This window comes from Intestinicryptomonas porci (genome assembly GCF_033971905.1).
In the GTDB taxonomy this organism is placed as follows: Bacteria; Verrucomicrobiota; Verrucomicrobiia; order Opitutales; family Intestinicryptomonadaceae; genus Intestinicryptomonas; species Intestinicryptomonas porci.
Map to the genome: position 1 here is coordinate 1 of NZ_JALBUT010000003.1, position 19444 is coordinate 19444.

15 protein-coding genes and 1 tRNA gene are annotated in these 19444 nt (G+C 46.3%); 2 read left to right on the forward strand and 14 right to left on the reverse strand.

Annotation, left to right across the window (positions count from 1 at the left end; genetic code table 11):
- Positions 1-102 (forward strand): transposase (locus tag MOX91_RS02885; RefSeq protein ID WP_370396569.1); only part of this gene is annotated, 102 nt, incomplete at its 5' end.
- A 50-nt stretch (positions 103-152) separates the two neighbouring features.
- On the opposite strand, the gene MOX91_RS02890 is transcribed toward MOX91_RS02885, so the two are convergent.
- From MOX91_RS02890 to pheS, 11 genes are all read right to left on the reverse strand, one after another.
- Positions 153-234 (reverse strand) — tRNA-Leu (locus MOX91_RS02890).
- A gap of 232 nt (positions 235-466) precedes the next feature.
- A complete protein-coding gene (locus tag MOX91_RS02895) occupies positions 467-1507 on the reverse strand; it encodes a hypothetical protein (protein WP_370396574.1) in 1041 nt (346 codons plus the stop codon).
- A complete protein-coding gene (locus MOX91_RS02900; protein ID WP_370396575.1) occupies positions 1479-2927 on the reverse strand; it encodes a hypothetical protein in 1449 nt (482 codons plus the stop codon). Before MOX91_RS02900 ends, MOX91_RS02895 begins: the two co-directional genes overlap by 29 nt.
- Before the next feature lie 255 nt (positions 2928-3182).
- On the reverse strand, positions 3183-4160 hold the full coding sequence (locus MOX91_RS02905; RefSeq protein WP_370396576.1) for a hypothetical protein: 978 nt from the start codon (positions 4158-4160) through the stop codon (positions 3183-3185).
- A gap of 61 nt (positions 4161-4221) precedes the next feature.
- Entirely contained in the window at positions 4222-5562 is a 1341-nt protein-coding gene (locus MOX91_RS02910; protein WP_370396577.1) for a diadenylate cyclase, read from the reverse strand.
- 2 nt (positions 5563-5564) lie between these two features.
- Complete coding sequence (locus MOX91_RS02915) at positions 5565-5954, reverse strand: NADH-quinone oxidoreductase subunit A (RefSeq protein WP_370396578.1); 390 nt, start codon at positions 5952-5954, stop codon at positions 5565-5567.
- A 48-nt stretch (positions 5955-6002) separates the two neighbouring features.
- Positions 6003-8291: an ABC transporter permease subunit gene (locus MOX91_RS02920; protein ID WP_370396579.1), complete on the reverse strand. Its 2289-nt coding sequence runs from the start codon at positions 8289-8291 to the stop codon at positions 6003-6005.
- On the reverse strand, positions 8284-10122 hold the full coding sequence (locus MOX91_RS02925; RefSeq protein ID WP_370396580.1) for an ABC transporter substrate-binding protein: 1839 nt from the start codon (positions 10120-10122) through the stop codon (positions 8284-8286). Before MOX91_RS02925 ends, MOX91_RS02920 begins: the two co-directional genes overlap by 8 nt.
- A complete protein-coding gene (tatC, locus tag MOX91_RS02930; protein WP_370396581.1) occupies positions 10119-11267 on the reverse strand; it encodes a twin-arginine translocase subunit TatC in 1149 nt (382 codons plus the stop codon). The genes MOX91_RS02925 and tatC overlap by 4 nt, the downstream gene beginning before the upstream one ends.
- 33 nt (positions 11268-11300) lie before the next feature.
- Entirely contained in the window at positions 11301-13742 is a 2442-nt protein-coding gene (gene pheT, locus MOX91_RS02935; RefSeq protein WP_370396582.1) for a phenylalanine--tRNA ligase subunit beta, read from the reverse strand.
- Between the two features lie 13 nt (positions 13743-13755).
- Entirely contained in the window at positions 13756-14796 is a 1041-nt protein-coding gene (gene pheS / locus MOX91_RS02940) for a phenylalanine--tRNA ligase subunit alpha (RefSeq protein WP_370396583.1), read from the reverse strand.
- 180 nt (positions 14797-14976) lie between these two features.
- Between pheS and MOX91_RS02945 the strand changes: the two genes are divergently transcribed.
- Positions 14977-15834: a sugar phosphate isomerase/epimerase family protein gene (locus tag MOX91_RS02945; RefSeq protein ID WP_370396584.1), complete on the forward strand. Its 858-nt coding sequence runs from the start codon at positions 14977-14979 to the stop codon at positions 15832-15834.
- 50 nt (positions 15835-15884) lie between these two features.
- Here the strand turns inward: MOX91_RS02945 and MOX91_RS02950 are convergent, their stop codons facing one another.
- The 3 genes from MOX91_RS02950 to MOX91_RS02960 all read right to left on the reverse strand — a co-directional run bounded on the left by MOX91_RS02950 (position 15885) and on the right by MOX91_RS02960 (position 19395).
- Entirely contained in the window at positions 15885-17501 is a 1617-nt protein-coding gene (locus MOX91_RS02950; RefSeq protein ID WP_370396585.1) for a nuclease-related domain-containing DEAD/DEAH box helicase, read from the reverse strand.
- A 105-nt stretch (positions 17502-17606) separates the two neighbouring features.
- On the reverse strand, positions 17607-18149 hold the full coding sequence (gene rbr, locus MOX91_RS02955; protein WP_370396586.1) for a rubrerythrin: 543 nt from the start codon (positions 18147-18149) through the stop codon (positions 17607-17609).
- Between the two features lie 250 nt (positions 18150-18399).
- The gene (locus MOX91_RS02960; RefSeq protein ID WP_370396587.1) at positions 18400-19395 is read right to left on the reverse strand and encodes an HAD family hydrolase; all 996 of its coding nucleotides are present in this window, start codon (positions 19393-19395) and stop codon (positions 18400-18402) included.
- Positions 19396-19444 lie beyond the last annotated feature (49 nt).

The window sequence follows — 19444 nt, forward strand, 5'->3', positions numbered from 1 at the left end:
TTCCATAGAAAAATGAAACTGATACAACGAATGGCTTATGGTTATCGAAACTTCCAAAATTACAGATTGAGGGTCTTGGTTCTATGCGGCGTCTTTCACTAAAATCCACTCTCTTTGGTGTTGACCCTTTTATTTAAGGGCTTCAAAAACCATGCTTGAGAAGGGGGTCGAACCCTTACGCCTTGCGGCACGGGATCCTAAGTCCCGCGTGTCTGCCAATTCCACCACTCAAGCAAAATTAAAGCTTTTCAGAAAATATGACTCGGCAAAGAAATGCAAGCTTTATTATCGCAAAAATCCCCGAAACGAAACATTTGGCATATTCTTATTGCGAGAAATTTCGCGGAATAATTCAAATTTCTGCACGAATTAAATTCCCGTAAAAATTCCCGTTGTTTCATTTCTTTGGATTTTATGTTTTTTTACATTTCCGTTTCTTTTTGCTAATTAATTGCTTCTTTAAAAGCTATTCATATATGAACGACACTGAAATTTTCTCGGAAGAATTTGAAGTTTTTACGCGCAACCAATATCCGCAAAAATTATCCGAAAACGTCTTTTCAAACGGAATGCCGGCTTTAAGCTTTATTGTTTCGTACTTTACCCAGAGTCCCGTGCCGTCAATATCAACTTCAATATCCAAATCAGTATCTGAAGAAGAAACCGCGTAAACGGACTTTTTGTCATACCCCGACAAAAGAAGCATGTCCGAAGTTTCGCCTGCCGAAACTTTTTTGCAAATCCATGGGCTTCCTTTGCCGACAGGCTTGCCAAGTTTCCACAAGTCGTCTATCACTCCTGCCCAAAGAGACAGCTTGCCGTCATCGGAAGTTATTATGTGCCTGTTTGACAATTTTTCAGCTCCATTTTCAATTCCGCTCATGAACATCAGCCCTCCGAAAGAGCAAAAATCAAAAATATCAAAGTCATGAGAAGCTATCGGGCGGACTTTCGCCATGCCCTGCGCGTTTACGGCAGGCAGTTCATAGAAAGTACCTCCGCAGTTTAACAAGTCGCGCTCGGTTACGACTTCTCTTGCAACGCGCAAAATTCCAAATTCCGATGTCCCGTCAAAAGATTTGTTGCAGGGCAACAGATAGCGGCCCCCTCTTTCCTCTATCAAAACGGTGTCGCCGACATATGAAATTCCTTTGGGAGCTTCTTCCGTTTCAGCCAAAACCGATTCTTTAACGGAAGAATCTTTTACAAGCTTTAAGCTTTCATTAAGGGAATAAATGTTTCCGCCATTCTTTCCGCGCGCCAATGCGCCAAGCTTCTTGCTTTTTATACCCATTGAGCGAAGCAAGGCGGCGTTCGCATTTTTACTTCCGCGCTTTGCAATCCCGTCAAAAATATCGGAGGGGATGCGCTTTTCAAAATCAAAAAGCGTAAAATGCGCGGAAAGCGAAACTGCGTCTGTTCGCGGAACAATACGGGTCCATTCCGCGTCTTCAAGCTCAATAAATTTTGACGAATTTTTATCGAGCGTAATTTCGCGCGATTTCACAAAATCGCTTTTCCCCGTCGGAAGTCTGTATTTCAATTAAAACGGGAGCGTCGGTTTTATGGTCAAGAACAAGAATTCGCTTGTCAAATCCCGCCGTAAGCATTGCGTCGGAAAGCGTGCCTGAGGCAACGTTTTCACGCAAAAACACGCTGCCTCTGCCAAGCTTTGCGCCGAGATTGTCGAGCCTGCCGTCGGGAACAAACCAAATATTCGAGTTTGAATTTAGCGGATGAGCCTTCTTTGCCTTTAAATCGCGGCTGTTCATAAACTCTTTTTGAGCGGAATCGTCGCAGCCAAGAGCAATGACATCTCCCCATCTGCAAAAATCCCCGATTACTTTCAGATACGAAGACCTCATTCTGATACCCGAAAAATCCTTCCTCGAAAACGACTTCGGAAATCTCCAAAACGCGCCATGCATGGTCATCAAATATTCGTCGCCACCAATATTTCTAATGCGCGGCCACTCCGTATTCCAGCCATGGGAGCCGTCATAAGAATGGCTTGATTTCGGAAGGCGAAACGACGACCAGCTTCCGCCGTCGTTTAACATTAAAATTACGGATTTTGCATCCCAGCCCAACGCCCATATCGGAGTTGATTCGGGATTTTTTGAGCCTGTTATTCCGTCTTTTGATGTTATTTCAGTAAACTGGCACTTGCGAATTTCCGTCCAGTCGGAATCTCCGCATTCCCAAAATGCAAGCGCACCCGAAGTTATTGTCGGATCTTCCGCAACTTTGGGATGGCGAATGCCGTTGTTGGCATAAAACAATTTTCCAAACCCCGAATAAAGCCCCTTGCCGTGATAGCCGTGAAGATTTGATTTCTTGGGAAGAGACTTTCCGTTTTTGTCAAATTTCTGCGGATAATCTTTCAAATTACCGTCCCTTATGATTTCCCTAACCTTCAAAGTGTTAACATCGACTTCATAAAGCCCCTCTTCCATCGTGGCAAAATATACGCTGTTTTCGGGAGTTTGCAGACTGCGCGCAGTGCCTGTTATTCTTCCGTGCATATCTTCGCGCCTGATAACCCTAACATTACCGTTTTCATCTATGGCATAACATCCGATGAAGAGCTGTTTTGATTCTTCATGAATGAGCCTGTTGGCATGAGTGCCGCCCACGCTTTCCTTGCGAATTGCGATGTCAAGAGTTGACGGGTTTATTTCGTAAAGCTTGTCGGAAGAATAAGAATCGCAATGCGGTCCATAAGTCAAAGCCCAAAATTTTCCCGCCCAATTTGCGAGCGCGCCCGTGCCGCACTCGCCTTCCTTGTTCCAAAAAGCAAGATGCGGATAAACTCCGGAAATGCTTGGATACCCGCAAACAATAGGAACATCCTCGCTTATTGATTTTTGGGCTTTTACACAGCAGGCAAAACAAAATAACGCAAACAAAACAAGTATATTTTTCATTTCTATTGAAAAATAAAAATACAAAGCAAAAGCGCGCTTTCAAGACTTAAACAATAAACAATCCGTTTGGAAATAAGAAGGCGGTTAGCCTACCCCAAGACTAACCGCCAGTTTATTTTCTATCTTATTTACCCCATCTCCCAATCACGAGAGAAATAGTTTTTTTTAAATTGTTGTTTTATATCTTTATGATATTCTTTTTAAAGTCAAGCGTTTTTTTAAAATTTTTTTTAAATTTTTAATCACACCTGTTTATTAAAACAGAGTATTCCTTACTTTTCCATTTTTGCTTCCCTTTTTTACGGGATTTTTCGATATTTTATTTTCCGATGCGCAAGATTTCAAACGACTCATAAAATCACTCATATCATAACGCCCGCTGCTGAAATCAGTTTCCAATTTATGCAAGCCCCCATTTTTATGCCAACATAATAAAATTTCAGGGTTTGCTGAAACTGCAAACGAATGCGAAAAATTCTTTTTAAAAAATTTTGCATAATCTGATTTTAAAAATCTCACATTGCTAAAATAAAGCATTTTTGAGGAGCGCGGAACTTTAATTTCAAGCGGAACCAATATGAGATTTTTCATCGAAAAATCATAAAAATCGCGGAATTGGAATATTGGAGAATTTTCAACCGTCTCTTCGGGATTTGTTGAGCAAACAAAAATCACAAGTTTATCCGACGTAGAATACATTTCTTTTAATTCCTCAAAATCCATACTTTTCAATTCGTAAGAAAAATGTTCTGATTCCACGCGATTATTTTCTTTAGTTGAAATAAAATTTTTTATTTCAAAGCCCAAACTTGTCATTTCAAACATTTCCGTCTTAAAAGAAGTAAAATCTCGAACATAATGATATTCATTTGGATAGCGGAACAATATTATAATTGGATTATTTTCTGAAACAGTAGCATTTGACGGTATCATTTTAGATAAAAAAGCACCAATTTCCTTATTTAAAAATTTATATTTGCCACCGACCAAAACAATATTTGCTTTGCAACATAATAGATTTTTCTCTGCGAAATTTATAAATGATTCCGATTTAAAAATCGGTGCCATCTTAACTTTTCTGTTTACATCGGGAGATATGAAAAACAAAACTGTCTTATTTTCAGTTTTTGCGTTTGAAAGAACTTCACCAAGATTGTCATACCAATAAATATCCCCGAACAGAGACGTAAAAGAAAACAAAAACGCAAGAATTAAAAACAGTTTGAATTTCATAAGGAGAAATAAGAATTTGTCCTGCAATTAAAAACTATTGCGCAAATACTGTCAAATTATTTTACGCGCGCGGCTCCGAAAGAACAAGCATCTGCCCCTTGCGAAAGAGCGAAAGCTGTCCCGTACTCGAAGACACAACAAATGCAAGACAATCCGCCGCAAGCGAAATCGAATACGCCGCAGCATGGCGCGCGCCAAGCCCTCCCGGGAGTTTCAAATTAAAGTCGGGAGTGTGGATTAACGCGCCCGCCGCTTCCAATGTGCCGCTACCGTCTATTACAAACGCCCCGTCTATGAGCGAAAATTCCTTGACAGTCTCGTCCATGAAAGGGCTTAAAACATTCCTCTCTTCGGGCTTGTAGCCGAAAAACGGATTTAGCACAAGCTGCTTTAAATATGGGCGCAATTTTTCGGCGTCGCCAACGACAAAAAGACTGCCGACAGGCTTGCCTTCCCTGCCTTCCACCGCAAGCTCGGTTGCGATGTCAATCACGCGCTCCACGACATCAGCCTTGACGCCCGCGGGCAAAGCTTCGGTGTTTTTCAAATAAAACTGCGAAAATTCCGCGCCTACATTGAAGACCATAATCGAATCGATGACGTCGCTTCCACGAATGCCTCCGATACAGCAAACTTTGTCGGTCTCGCTCAATATGCCCTTTGTTATGCCGACCAAAATCGCGCTTTTAAGCTGCCCCATTCTTATCCGCGAATAGGAGTGCACGCTGACGATTTCGTCGAAATCGTCCAAATCGGCGTCGGTTCTGCGCTCGCTCACAAGCACTATGCGCATTCCCTTAAAGTAGTTCGCTAATCGTATGCCGTTTGTGAAAGTGTCGCCCAAAACCACGATTGCGGTGCACCCGCTGTCCTTTGCAATTTTTTCAGCCTGAGACAAAAACACCTTGTTGAGCCTTCTTGCCTTGTCGCGCACGCCGTCAGTACCCGCAAAAGCTTCAAGCATTCTGTCCTGAAACTGCCTTATGGCAACAGGGGCAAGAAGGCGCGCCATTGTTTCGTCGTCTGAAAAAATCCCCGCGAGGGAAGACAAAACCTTCAAGTAGGAAGGCTCGTCGGCGCGCGCCAAAATCAAAAACACAAGGCGCGCGTTTGAATACTGCTCTTTGCCGTTTAAACGCAAACCCTGCGAGCACCTGCCGACCAAAAAGACGTATTTCCGCGACAAATTTTCAAGCTTTATATGCGGAAGGCAGACGCAGTTGCCAAGATAAGTTGACATCGAGTTTTCGCGCTCGGCAAGGTCTTTTTGGATTTCATGCCTGGAAACCCCGCCCAAAAGCGAATCGGGAATCATCCCAATCAATTCGCCCAACGCTTCTTCAAAATCGGCGCTCTTCAAGTCGATTATGCGTGATTTTGCAAGAAACGATTCCAAATGCATTGCTATCTGTTTGTCTTAGGTATGTTCCAATCCAGGGCGTCCTTTTTAATTTCGTAAAAAATACCCGCCGCAATAAGGGCGACAAAGAACATAACAGGCAAAATCAATGCAATGTTAGCCGCTATGAACTCGCGATAAACGAGAGCGAGAGGCAATATGAAAACAGCCTCGATGTCGAACACGACAAAAAGCATCGCAACAACATAAAATTTCACGCCGAAACGCGGATGCGGCTTTGCCAAAGGCTTTATGCCGCATTCGTAAGCGGAGTCCTTCACTGCGTTTTTCTTGGAGCGCTGTCCGAAAATATGGCTTGCGGCGATTATGCCGAAACCTACGGCAAGAGCCAAAACGATTTGAATCAAAACAGGAATATAGTCGCTTATTTCCATTATGCGAAAATTATTTACAACAATGCGCTTTTTGCAAGACAAATTACACTAATTTCGCTTTACAGTCTTCGGGTTTGCAATGCTTAGCAACAAGTCGCCAAGAACATTGAATGACAAAACCGTAATAAAAATGGCAATGCCGGGAGTAAGCATCCACCAAAAGCCGAGCATTAAAATCTTGGTGTCGTTCTGCGCCTGGGAAAGCATCAAGCCCCATGAGGCGGACGGCTCCTGTATGCCCAATCCCAAAAACGAAAGCGCGGCTTCACCCAAAATATAGGCGGGGATTGAAAGAGTTGCGCTGACAATTAAAAAGCCCAAAACATTTGGAAGAAAATGCTTTAATATTATGCGCACAGGGCTTTCTCCCATCGCCCTCGCCGCCTGCACAAACTGGCGTTTTGAAAGCGAAAGCGACATGCCCCTTATCACCCTTGCCGACCCCGCCCAGCCTATGGCGGCCAAAATTATCACAATCATCACATACATCTGCGAGCTTGAAAAATGCGGCGCAAGCGCGGAACGCATTGCAAGCAATAAATAAAGACTCGGCACCGACATCAAAAATTCAACAAACCTCATGCTGACAAAATCAAACGCGCCCCCGAAATATCCCGAAAGCCCGCCGACCAAAAAGCCTATCACCATTGTTATGGCGATTCCTATAAAGCCTATGCTTAGCGAAATTTGCGCGCCGTACAAGAGCCTTGAAAAAACGTCGCGACCCGTGGCGTCGGAACCGAGCAGATAAATTCGCGCGTCAGGATCAGGGCTGTCCGCCCCGAACAGGCATTTTGAAATCGGAATGAAGCCCAAAAGCTTTGCGCCCGGCTTGTCTGCGAAAAATTTTATCGGAACTCCCGCGCCTTCAACCGCAACATATTTTGAAGCGGAAGGATCGACGTTTTCGTAAATCTGCGCATAAAGCCTGCCGTCTTTAAAAAATATTTGGGACGGAGGGTGGAACGGCGTTGAAAGGCGCGGGACGGAAGCCTCGTAGGGCGCGAGGAAGTCGGCAAAAACCGCGCCGAGATAAAACAATAGAAGTACCGAAAACGCAACCGCACCGCGCGGAACCTTTAAAATTTTAAGCAGAAAATTTTTGCAGAAATATTTTGCCGCCCAAAGAAGCGCGACAATTAAAACCAGCAAAAGCACCGCAAACAAAATCTTGCCAATTAAAACAGCGAGCCATTTTACCCAAGAAAACGCATCGGGATGAGCCTCCGCAATCCAACTGAAAGCCACCACAATGGCAAGGATAAAAAGCGCAATAAAAGCAAGCAGCTTGTGCGGAACTTTCTCGTTTTCAAGACGAATTCTCGGGTCTGCGAACGCAAGAAGAATGTCCGCCAAAAGCTGACCCGCAACGAGCATCACACAACCAATCACAACCCCCGCCATGACGACATACTGGTCCTGCCGCACAATGGCAGTGTAAACAAGCTGTCCAAGCCCAGGATAATTCATGACGTTTTCAACTAAAAGCGCGCCCGAAAGCAGTCCCGAAAACGCGAAACCAAAAGACGTGATTATCGGATTTACGGCGTTTCTTAAAACGTGCCTGAACATGACGGCGTTCTCGCCAAGCCCCTTTGCCCTCGCAGTCGTCGCAAATTCGCTCGACATGTACTCCAAAAAATTGCCCCTCATCACCCTCATGACAGATGCAATTCCACCGATTGAAAGCACGAATACGGGCAAAATCAAATGCTTGGCGTAATCGGCAAATTTTGAAGCGGGAGACAGAAAGTCGTACATAATCGAAGTCTGTCCGCCCGTCGGGAAAGCCCCCGAAACCGCGGCAAACAACACCGCCAAAAGCGCGAGAAAGAAATACGGAATGCTTAAAGATGCGTAGGCAAGAAACGAACTTATCCTGTCAAAAAATCCGCCGCGCTTTACCGCCGCCAAAACGCCGAGCGGAATTGCAACCAAATATGTTATAAGAACCGTTATAAGAGATAGCAAAAACGTCGAAAAAGCCCTCTGCCCCAAAAGCTTTGAAACGGGAATTTTGTAGCTCCACGAATACCCGAAGTCGGGCGTTCCAAAGTAAACTAGAGAATGCCCGCTTTTTTCGCCTTCGGGCAGAAGAAGGGAAGTTTTCACGGGAGAAACGCTGTTTAGCCACCTGCCGTACTGGACATACCACGGCTTGTCAAGGCCAAGCTGTATTTCCTGCTGGCGCACGACTTCGGGGGATATGTCCTTTGAATTGCGCGCCTGGCTCAAAAAGTCGCCGGGGGCAATGTACATCAAAAGAAAAACAAGCATACTTATTCCGAGCAAAAGCGGAATGAGGGAAAACAGCCTTTTTAATATATACTTAATCATCGCTTTCCCCCTTCAAATATAGCTCCTCTATATTCCATATTATGCTGTCGAGAGGGGGCACTTTCACGTTCGCCCACTTGTTTTGTATCCCCGAATACGCCATCGGCGCAGTCAGAAAAATCAGCGGAAGCTCCTCCGAAAAAATCTCCTGCATCTTTGCCACTTTCAAATAGCGCAAATTTTCGTCCAAAGTGGTTTCCTGAGAATCGACAAGGGCGTCAACAGCCCGCTCCCAATCGGTTGCGGGAGTTTTCTGGCGCGGATTCCAAACGTGCAAAAATCCGTCGGAGCGGTATATCGCCTTGCCGCCCGAAGGATCTCCCCCGCCCGTAAACCCCATCATGGCGGCTTCATAATCCAAAGTGTCGTCAATCTTTGAAACGATTGCGGCAAAGTCCAAAAAGACCAAATTAACCTTTATGCCCACCGCCTTCAAGTTGTCAACAATGGTGGTTGCTATCGTGGTTGAATTTTTCGAACCGTCCGCAACCAAAAGCGAAAATTCAACCCTGTTGTTTTCAGCATCAAACAACTCTCCCGAGGCGTTCAGCTTAAAGCCCTGCGAAAACAGCATCTTCAACGCTTCCTGCGGATTGTAGGAATATTTGCGGATGTTGGGATTATGCCATTTTTTGTTCGCGCCGCTTATTATTGAATTTAATACAACTCCCCTGCCGAACCAAACTCCGTTTACAATGCCTTCGCGGTCGAGCGCGGTTATCACTGCTTGGCGGAATATCTTGTTTTGAAACCACTTCAACTTGTGAGGAGCCACAAACTTCTTGCCGTCCTTTTCGCCTCCGTTTTGATTGAACCACATAAAGGAAATCGAGGAAGCAGGCCCGCGCTCGAATATGCTGAAATCGTAAGTCTTTGCAAATCCCTTTACCCACGGATAGTCGCCCGCGTCCAGCCCCGAAGCGTCGCTTTGCCCCGTCGCGAACAAAATCGACGAAGTGTTTGCATCGGCGACAAACTTGAAAATGAGAAAGTCGATGTAAGGCAGGCGGTTTCTGTTTTTATCAGCCTTCCAGTAATGCGGGTTTGCCGTCAAAACCAAACGCTCTCCGGGACGGTACGAATAAATCATGAAAGGTCCGCTCGACACGATTTCAGACGGAGTTTCTATTGCAGTCTGGGTGCTCCAAGCCTGCTGAAAGGTGCCGCTTTCAAACGCCTTCAAAAGCTTGTGCCGCGGAAAAATCGAGACAAACCCTATGTCGGTCAAAAACGGTGCGTACACGATTTTCGTTTCAAATTCCACCGTGTATTTGTCTATTTTTCTATACTTTACAGGCTCTCCGCCTATTGTGTACTGTCCCGCGTACCGCGATGGATAGCGCAAGAGGGGCTTGCCGGTATTTTTGTCCAAAACAGGATTTCCGTCAGAATCAAGCTTCTTTGCAAATATCGCGTCAAAAGTGAAAACGACATCGTCGGCGGTTATTTCAACGCCGTCGGAAAACCTTGCGCCTTTGCGCAAATGGAAGACATAGCGTTTGGAATCGCCTGAAATTTCCCAAGAAGATGCAATCATGGGCGAGGGCTTCATAGTGAAAGGGTCAACAGTCACCAAGCCCGAAAACATCATCGACATTATTGTGCTTGTGGAAGCCTCCGTGTTTACCAAGTCGTTAAAAGTCATCGGCTCCTGCGAACCCGACAGCACAAAAATGCCGCCGTACTTTCCGACATCGCAATCGCTTATCTGAACGCCGTCAGGCAGCGGATACTTTCCGCGCTCCACTTTCGGAGCCTTGCCGCAAGAAACAAGCAGCACTGCAAGAGCAATGCAAGCAAGACTTGATATTTTGCGGAAAACATGCGTCATTTATCGGATTTTTCCCCGTCGGATTTTTCGGCAGGCTCGGAAGGCGGATTTAAATTTCCATCGGAAGCTTCGCCTTCTTTTTTAATTTCCGAATCGCCCTTCGCTTTTTCTTCAGCTTTCGCGGAGCTTTCAAGCTCGCCCATTTTGTTGATTTCGTTCATCGAATAGGCGTAATACTTTTCATAGTCAAATTCTTCCTCTTCGGCAGAACTTCCGCTTTCGGAAGAAGAGGATGAATTTTCCCCGCCATCGCCACCGTCTTGCGGATAGCTTCCCCCACCCGTTGAATACTTGTAATAGTCGTCTTCAAGCTTTGACTGCTCTTCGACATACTTTCGGTAATATTCGTCGTCGGATTTCTTTTGAGACTCCTCTTCGGCTTTTTCCTTTTGGATTTTCCCCGAAAGCAGGCGGGTGCCGACAAAAACGGCGACTTCGTAAAGCATGTAAAGTGGTATTGTAAGAAGAATCAGGGTCAGCGGGTCGGGAGGGGTGACGATTGCCGAAAATATCAATATCACGACAAAAATGACGCGCCTGTTCTTGCGCAAAAATTCGGGAGTCAACACCCCTATGTAAATTAAAAGGATTATGAGAAGCGGAAGCTGGAAACTAACCCCCGTTGCAAGCGGAACCCATACGATGAAAGAATAGTAGTTTTGTATATCGTAAAGGATTTCCCACTTCATCATTTCGGAAATCTTAAAGCTAAACGATATCCCGATTGGCAACATGAAAAAGAACGCCAACGCCGCCCCTGCCGTAAAAAGCAGGGTGGAAGCGCACAATACGGGCTTAATCACTTTCCTTTCCCTCTTTGTAAGCGCGGGAATGATGAACTGCCCTATGTAATACAAAATAAAGGGTAGCGCAAAAAATATTCCGCCGAAAATGGAAATTTCAAACATCACAAAAAACGGCGAGAAAACAGAGCCTACGCGCGGAAGCGGCACTTCCTTGCCAAAAAGCTCCTGCGCCCTCTCAAACGGATACATAAGCATCTCGTTGAACTGCACGGTGAATATGCCTATAATCACGCAAGCCACAAAAAGCGCAATTACAGACTTTATTATCACCTTTCGCAATTCTTCAAGATGATCCAAAAAAGGCATGTCGCCTTCGTTTACTTCGTTTTCTTCCGCCATCTTTGCGCCTTTGAATTTCCGCAAAAGCCCGCGCTATCCCGCGCGGACTTGGTACTTTTTGGAAAGGTCCGCGCAAATTGCGTCGAACACCTTGTTTACTTCATCTGCCTTCAAAGTCCTGTCCGAAGAGCGGAAGGACAGGGAAAACGCCAAGCTCTTGGAATTTTCGGGCAAGCCCTTGCCTTCGTAAACGTCGAACACCTTTACGCTTTCAAGCTCGAAGGAGTTTTTAAGCTTTCCCTTGGCAATCTTTGAAATTTCATTTGCGACTTCGCCGGAAGAAACAGACTTTTCAACAAGCACCGAAACGTCTTTTGACGACGCGGGGAATGCGCTGAAAGCCTTGAATTTTTCAACGCCCTTTTTGCGCCCCGCAACTTCGGGCTTAAAGACTATTTCGCCCGCATAGATTATTTTTTCTATGCCGAAATCTTTGAGAACACCCAAATTTACCGCGCCGAAACGGACTTCGTAGCCCTCTCTTCCGACAATGCCGCACTCAGCGCAATATCCGCTTTCCCACAATGAATTTTCAAAAGCCTTAAATTGCAGGCGGGAAGCGTCAACACCCAGCGTTTTCAAAATGTCCGAAGCAACTTTCTTTGCAGTGAAGAAGTCGGCAGATTCGCGGGTTTTCCAACTGCGCGCGCCGCAGTTTTGGGGAATTACAAATGCGGTTGCGCAAACTTCATTCAATCCGTCGCGCTCCATTCTGAACACCCTGCCGTTTTCAAACAAGCCCTCAAAAACATTGCCGTTGTCGAAATTAAGAGCCGCCGCCTTCAAGAGCCCCAAAAGCAAAGTCGGGCGAAGGGAGTCTTGGTCGGAAGTCAAGGGGTTGTCCAAGCGCAGACTTTCGGCAAAATCGAAATACTTTTCAAGCATCTTGCCGTCTGAAAGAGTGTAGTGCTGGCATTCGTTAAATCCGTAGCCCGAAAGAAAATCCGCAACGTCCCTGTTGTATCTGAAAGTTGCGTCGTCTTCGCGCAAAAGCCCCGAAGCTTTCAAGCCGCAGTCGGGAATCCTGTCGGAACCCAAAATGCGGACAAGCTCTTCAACGAGGTCAATGGGTCTGTCAACTTCGCTTCTGAAAGAGCCGACTGTTACGTCAAAAACTCCTTCGCTCTTCTCATTTACTAAAAAGCCCAAGCGTTCAAACGCCGATTTTATTTCGGAATTTTCAATTTTAAAGCCGAGCTTCTTAAAAACATAGGAGCTGTCAATCGAAATAGTCCTGTCTTTGCGCGGGGCAGAGCCGACCAAAACGGTATCGCCGTCCTGCGCGCCACCCGCAGTTTCCAATATCAGGTCAACCGCCCTGCGCGCGCCGTCAAAAACGCCTTGCGGATCGACATCGCGCGCGTACCTGAAAGACGCGTCGGTTGCGATGCCGAGCTTTCGGGAAGTCGCGCGGACGTTTCCGGGGTTAAAGTACGCGGATTCCAAAATTATGTCAACTGTTCCCGAATGGACTTCGGAATTTTCCCCGCCCATGACGCCCGCAATCGCGACCGCGCCTTCCGCGTCGCAAATCAAGGTGTTTGAAGCATTCAAAATATGCTCCTTGCCGTCAAGCGTCTTGATTTTTTCGCCGTCCTCAGCCTGCCGCACAATGATTTTAGAACCGCGGACATGCTCCGCCGAAAAAGCGTGAAGCGGCTGCCCGTACTCCATCAAAACGTAATTTGTAACGTCAACAACATTGTTAATCGGACGCAATCCAACGCTTTCCAAATCTTTTTTAAGCCATTCGGGGCTTTCCGCGATTTTCACGCCCTTTATGCAGGTGGCAGTGTAAAGCGGGCAGTTCGGAGTTTTAAGCTCAACAGATTTCAAAAGCGCACTTTGGCTTTTTTCCGAATATTTCGCAGGGCTTTTAAGCTCGGGCTTTACAAGCTTTCTTCCGAACTTTGCGGCAAGCTCCCTTGCAATGCCTATAATGCTAGCGCAGTCGCCGCGGTTTGCGGTAAGCTCGATTTCAAAAACCGTGTCGGAATCCGTAAATACGTCGTTTATGGGAGTGCCGATTTCAGGGCGCATATTCAAAATCAAGAGACCGCTGTGGTCGCTTCCCAAACCGATTTCGCGCCCCGAGCACATCATGCCGTTGCTTTCAACGCCGCGCAGCTTAGACTTTTTGATTTTAAAAACGGAGCCGTCTGGAGTTGGCAATTCCGCACCTTCCAAAGCCACGGGAACACGGTCGCCAACCTTGTAATTGCTCGCCCCGCACACAATCTGGATTGGGTCGGAATTTTTTTCGACTTTCACTTGGCAAACGCCCAAGTGGTCGCTGTCAGGATGCGGCACCCTCTCCAAAATTTCGCCGACAACGACATTTTTAAGCGGCTTCAAGCCGAGAGTTTCAACGCTTTCGACTTCCAAGCCGAGCATTGGCAATGCCTCCGCGATTTCATCGGCAGAAATTCCGCTTAAATCCACATACTTGTTCAACCATTTTAAACTAGCTTTCATCTAAAAAATCTCCTTATGAAAATTGGCGCAAAAAGCGGAGGTCGTTCGCGTAAAAATGCCTGATGTCGTCAATGGAGTGCATAAGCATTGCTACTCTTTCGACGCCCAGCCCGAACGCGTATCCGCTGTAAATTTCGGGGTCAATTCCCACATTTTTAAGCACGTTTGGATCGACCATTCCGCAACCCATGATTTCAATCCAGCGGTTGCTGAGCCTGCCCATGTCGGGGCTCATGAAATCGACTTCAAAACTCGGTTCGGTGAAGGGGAAGAAACTCGGGCGCAGGCGGGTTTTCGCCTTGGCTCCGAAAAGCTCCTTGAACATATAGTCCAAAACCGCCTTCAAGTCGGTGAGCTGAACGCCCTTGTCGATGTAAAGGCATTCAATCTGGTGGAAATTCGCGGAGTGCGTGGCGTCAACCGTGTCGCGGCGGAACGCCCTTCCGGGAGCGATAATGCGTATCGGCGCGCCCTCTTTGAGCATTGCGCGTATTTGCACGCTCGAAGTGTGGCTGCGCAGAAGATAAAGCTCGTCGGAGTGCTTTTTGACGTTCGCGATTTGCGCGTCTTTTGGCATGAACAAAGTATCCTGCGCGTCCCTTGCGGGGTGGTCGGCGGGAGTGTTCAAGGCATCGAAGCAGTACCATTCGGTTTCAAGGTCGGTGGCTTCGGCAACCGTAAAGCCTATCTTGCGGAAAATTCCGCAAACCTTGCGGATTGTCTGCGTCAGCGGATGCAGCGTGCCTTTCGGGAAATCGGGGGCAGGCAGTGAGACATCGACTTTCGCGCCAAGATTTTTTGCCATCTTTTCCCTTTCAATCCTCGCGTATGCCTCGGCAACCATAGGCTCTATCGTCTTTTTTGCGACGTTTATGAGCTTGCCGACAACGGGGCGTTCCTTGGCGTCCAAAGTCGGAATTATTTTCATGAGCGCGGTAAGCTCGCCGTTAGGACCAACGAAAGCCGCCGAAACAGACGCCACTTCCGAAGCGGTTTGCGCTTGCGGCAAAGCCGCCTTAAAACGGCTCAAAATTTCATTTATTTTTTCCTGCATAAAAATTTTTCTTTAATCCTTTTAGTTAAAGACTTCCTGCGGGCACACCGCCGCAGTGTGAATATTCTTTTTGATTTTGCCCCATCGGATAAAAATCGCAAGCAAATTTATAAACAAACCAAAAGGTAAAAAATAACCTTGCCATGGGAATTAAAACTTACAAAAATAAACACTATTATGATGAAAAAACTATTACTCACGGGGGCGATTATTTTGTCGCTTTTAACATTCACCGCAACATTGCAGGCAAAGCCGCGCAAGGTGGCAGTACAAACATACACCTTCAACCGCTTCTCCCTTGAAGAAACAATCGAAAAGCTGAAAGGTCTTAAAATCGACGGATTGGAAGTCTATCCCGGTCAGCGTCTTTACAAGGACAAGGGCAAGGTTGACGCAAAGGGCAAGCCCATAACTTTCAACGAAAGAATGGCAAAGGAAGACATAGACGTTTTGAAAGGCTGGCTGAAAGACGCAAACTTCAAAATCGTCTCCATCGGTTGCACAGGCACTCCCGACAATGAAAACGACTTCAAAAAAACAATGGATTTCTGCAAGGAATTCGGAATCCAGCGCATAGTGACGGAAGCCCCCGTTCGCGCGTGGGACAGATTTGAAGAGCTTTCAGAAAAGTTCGGCAACACAGAAGTCGATCTTTGCATACATAACCATGAAAAAGGCTCAGGTAATCAATACTGGCACCCCGAAGTCGTGAAAATCCTTCTAAACGACGGCAAGTACAAGCACGTATTTTCAGGCGCGGACGTAGGCCACTGGTCGCGCTGCAAACTTGACCCGATAAGCGGCTTGAAAGCCCTCAAAGGCAAGATGAAGACAATCCACTTCAAAGACCAAAAGGAATTCGGCAATCCGCAAAACCTCTGCGTTCCTTTCGGCACCGGAGAGCTTGACTGCGTAAAAATGCTGAAAGAACTCGACAAGCAAAAATACGACGGCTGGTTTGTAATCGAATACGAAGCGGATTGGAACGACAACCTGGAAAAGGTCAAGCAGTGCATTGACTTTCTCCGCAAGAACTAAAACACATCGTACATTTGAAAAAAAACGCGCTTTTTTAAGCGCGTTTTTTATTACCTCTTTTCAAGCAAAAAATCGGCAGTTTGCGGGTTTGCAAAAATGAAAAGCCCCGCTTTCGCGCGGGTCGCCCCAACATAGAAAAGCCTTTTAGCCTCCGAAGTTGAAATATCGTCAACATCGCAAAGCAAAACAAAGTCCTGCTCCAAACCCTTGAAGTCGTCAACATAAGAGCAGGTAATTTTTTGGTCCTCCTCGTTTTTTGAAAATCTGCCGCCCCAAATGCGCGAATTTAAAAGCTTTTGAAGGCTCGGCATATCGCGCTTCATGGAAAGAAGCGCAATAGCGTTTTGCGGAGTTGCGTCCCTTAAAAGAGACTCCAACACCGACGCGATTTTTGCTGCGGCATCCTCGTCCGACTTGCACGAATAAATGTTTAAATCCGAACCATCGTCGGGGCTTGAATTCAAATAGTTTTCATACCCGCTTTCAAACTGCGCCACATTGCCCACGAGTTTCGCGACTGATTTCGGATTGCGGCAGTTGTATGAGAGCTTGCAAATTACGGGGCGGAACTTTGCCTTAAACTCGTCGAATTTTTTGCGCCATTCGGAATCGTAGGGCTTCGAGAAATAGTCCCCGAACATAATCCATTTCCCGTTCAAAATGCCGCCTTTCAAAATCGAATTGAATTTCTCGAAAATGTCCCTGTCCAAAAAATCCTGCGCCTCGTCCAAAACAAGAAAATCAACGCCATCGGGATGAAATGACTTTATCTCGTCGTATTTGCGCAAGAACTTATCAGAAGATCCGACAAAATGGCGCGGATATTCGAGATCAGCCTCCTCTTTTAAATATTTGCCGAGAGAATTTGCGGGCGTCACAAAAACAACCGAAGAATTTTTAGAAACCCTCCTTGCGTATTCAATCGCCATCACGGTTTTTCCCGTTCCCGCAAGCCCGTCAACCACAATGCGGTCGTTTGCAATGACGCTGTCCAAAATTTTGAACTGCTCATGCGTGTATTTTCTCGACTGAACTTCGACTTCCGACATTCTCTCGCGCGGCGAAAGCATCGCGTCAAAATCAGGGCGCAAGAGTTCGAGCATCAAGCTGAATTTTTCCCCGACAAAGTCTCCGATGACCAGTCCGTGCCGCTTCGCCTGCCTCTCAAAAATATCCCGAAGCATACGGGTGAAGTCGCGCTTTTCCAAATCGGAAGCGTCGATAAAATCATCGTCGTCCCACTCTTTCGCCCCGCCGATTTTCAAGTTTCTGAACCTGCAATTCGTAAATGCCACTATCGGGAAAAACGGAACATTCCTAAGTTCGGCGCACTCGCCCTTTATACGCCGCATAAGCGAAAAAGTATTGTCTTTTACCTGCTTAAACGGACCTCTGGCGTCCCTGTAATTTCCGCTCCCATAACGCCAAATGCCGCCCTTTCTTGAAATTTTCGACGAAGCCTTGACTTCCATGCAAAAAACTCCGCATCCCTTCACGAGAATTACGAAATCCACTTCGCCCTCGCCCTGGGTGGAATGTTTGGGAATGTCGAAAGAATGCAAAACAATCCAGTCTTTTGAAAACTCGTCATGCTCGAAAGCCCTGAAAAGCTTTTCCTCTCCCGACGAATGGTTGTCTATGTAAACAGGTGGTATCAGCCTCGCCATTCTTGCAAATCAAACGGTTGAATTAAAAAAAACGCAACTTCCGCGCGCAAAACAACGCGCAAAAGCTGCGTAAAAAATTAAAGAAAAACCCACGGTTTCCGCAAATCAGTAATTTTCGGCGCGGATTTCAAAATAAGCTTGGGGATGAGCACACACAGGGCACATTGCGGGAGCCTTTTTACCAACATGCAAATGCCCGCAATTCTGGCAATGCCAAACGACTTCCCCGTCGCGCTCAAAAACGATGCCGTCTTTGATGTTGTCCGCAAGCTTCAAATACCTTTCTTCATGTTCCTTTTCAATTTTTGCGACCATTTTGAAAAGCGCGGCAATCTTAGTGAAGCCCTCTTCTTCGGCAGTCTTTGCAAAACCCGCATACATATCGGTCCATTCATAGTTTTCGCCTGCCGCGGCGTCTTTTAAATTTGAAAGAGTGTCGCCAATCTGACCGCCTTCTTGCAAGAGCTTGAACCAAATCTTAGCGTGCTCCTTTTCGTTGTTTGCGGTTTCTTCAAAGAGGGCGGCTATCTGGTTGTAGCCCTCTTTCTTCGCCTTTGAAGCATAGAAAGTGTATTTGTTGCGAGCCTTTGATTCACCCGCAAACGCTTCCCACAAGTTTGCTTCCGTCTTTGAGCCTTTGAATTCCATATAATTTTCTCCTTAGTGCTGTTTTATCGAAATTAAAAGAATAGCTTAAAACAATGGAATATTGTTTTATTTATATATAATAATTTCGTCAAGAAACTTTTAAAATTAAAAAACGTCTGCCCGAAAACGGAATTTTACGCGCAAATGAGTTTTGTCTGCCAAAATCATTCCGCATAAAAGGTGAAAAAAGGCACATTGCAAACGCCGTAAAAAATGCGGCAAAATAAAAATTCTGCCGCATAAAGATTTATTACATCAAAAACCCGCCCATCTCGGCGAAATTTTCAAAGTATTTGTAGCATAGAGCCTTTGTACCGCTTTTTATTATGTTGCCGTCGGCAAGCCCCATCGCGGCAAAACCCGCAAGTCGAACGGAACAAATGCCCGCGCCGCTGTCTTCAATTCCGACAACGCTCGCCCTGTCCGCAAAGTCGATGCCAAGCCCGACCTTGGCAACTTCCGCATAAAGCCACGGATGCGGCTTCGGGGAAAGCTCTCCCAAAGTTCCCGCCTCGCCCTTTCTGAGGGGAAATCCCGCCGTTATTATGGCGTCGTAAAAGTCTTTGGGGTCTCCCATTCCGAGAGACTGAAAGCCGTTTAAGATTTCGGGCCACGCCTTTTCGTAAAGCCCCGAAGTCACCAAGCCGATTTTTATATTCTTGGATTTCAGCGCAAGCAGAAAATCTTTTATCCCATCTGTCGGAGTAAACGCCCCGGGGCGTCCCCTGCCCTGCATGATTTCGTTCATTTCAAAATGAGTGTGCTTGAAATAAAAACCGCGCGCCTCTTCGAGAGTTTTATCGGGGCAGTATTTGTTTATGCAGTGGCTCAAATGCTCCGAAACGCTGTGCCCCGAAACGAACGGAAGGTCTGCTTCTTCAAGCTGAAATTTGTCGTCGCCCAGAAGGCTTGCCGTTGTTTTTTCGATAATCCAAATCCAGAAGCTTTCGCTTTTTATGGTCGTGCCGTCAAGATCCATCAGAACCGCCTTCAACGGCTTTTTGACATCAACGCCGCTTACGGGATAATAGGCGGGATAGCCAAGCTCGCTTTTGACGTGCGCGAAAGTTTTGTCGTCGAAAGCCACGAACTCAACCTTTTTGTCGCCCGTTGCGCAGACTGCGTTTACGCCGTCTTTGCCTACGGAAAATCTGCCGTCGGAAGTTGTGTCCATATCCCAAAACATGGAATCTGCGCCGAAAGTTCCCAAATTCGGGAACGTGATTTCTCTTTCAAGTTTTTTCATAAATCGCATTAAAAAATTACTTGCGGAATTTATCCCAAAGCCCGCCGCC

What these genes read in the sequence shown, in the direction of transcription:
- MOX91_RS02960 (WP_370396587.1), bottom strand. Translation starts at nt 19,395, where the DNA reads ATGAAAAAACTTGAAAGAGAAATCACGTTCCCGAATTTGGGAACTTTC.
- MOX91_RS02910 (WP_370396577.1), bottom strand. Translation starts at nt 5,562, where the DNA reads ATGCATTTGGAATCGTTTCTTGCAAAATCACGCATAATCGACTTGAAG.
- MOX91_RS02920 (WP_370396579.1), bottom strand. Translation starts at nt 8,291, where the DNA reads ATGATTAAGTATATATTAAAAAGGCTGTTTTCCCTCATTCCGCTTTTG.
- MOX91_RS02925 (WP_370396580.1), bottom strand. Translation starts at nt 10,122, where the DNA reads ATGACGCATGTTTTCCGCAAAATATCAAGTCTTGCTTGCATTGCTCTT.
- MOX91_RS02915 (WP_370396578.1), bottom strand. Translation starts at nt 5,954, where the DNA reads ATGGAAATAAGCGACTATATTCCTGTTTTGATTCAAATCGTTTTGGCT.
- MOX91_RS02950 (WP_370396585.1), bottom strand. Translation starts at nt 17,501, where the DNA reads ATGGCGAGGCTGATACCACCTGTTTACATAGACAACCATTCGTCGGGA.
- rbr (WP_370396586.1), bottom strand. Translation starts at nt 18,149, where the DNA reads ATGGAATTCAAAGGCTCAAAGACGGAAGCAAACTTGTGGGAAGCGTTT.
- MOX91_RS02905 (WP_370396576.1), bottom strand. Translation starts at nt 4,160, where the DNA reads ATGAAATTCAAACTGTTTTTAATTCTTGCGTTTTTGTTTTCTTTTACG.
- MOX91_RS02945 (WP_370396584.1), top strand. Translation starts at nt 14,977, where the DNA reads ATGAAAAAACTATTACTCACGGGGGCGATTATTTTGTCGCTTTTAACA.
- tatC (WP_370396581.1), bottom strand. Translation starts at nt 11,267, where the DNA reads ATGGCGGAAGAAAACGAAGTAAACGAAGGCGACATGCCTTTTTTGGAT.
- MOX91_RS02900 (WP_370396575.1), bottom strand. Translation starts at nt 2,927, where the DNA reads ATGAAAAATATACTTGTTTTGTTTGCGTTATTTTGTTTTGCCTGCTGT.
- pheT (WP_370396582.1), bottom strand. Translation starts at nt 13,742, where the DNA reads ATGAAAGCTAGTTTAAAATGGTTGAACAAGTATGTGGATTTAAGCGGA.
- pheS (WP_370396583.1), bottom strand. Translation starts at nt 14,796, where the DNA reads ATGCAGGAAAAAATAAATGAAATTTTGAGCCGTTTTAAGGCGGCTTTG.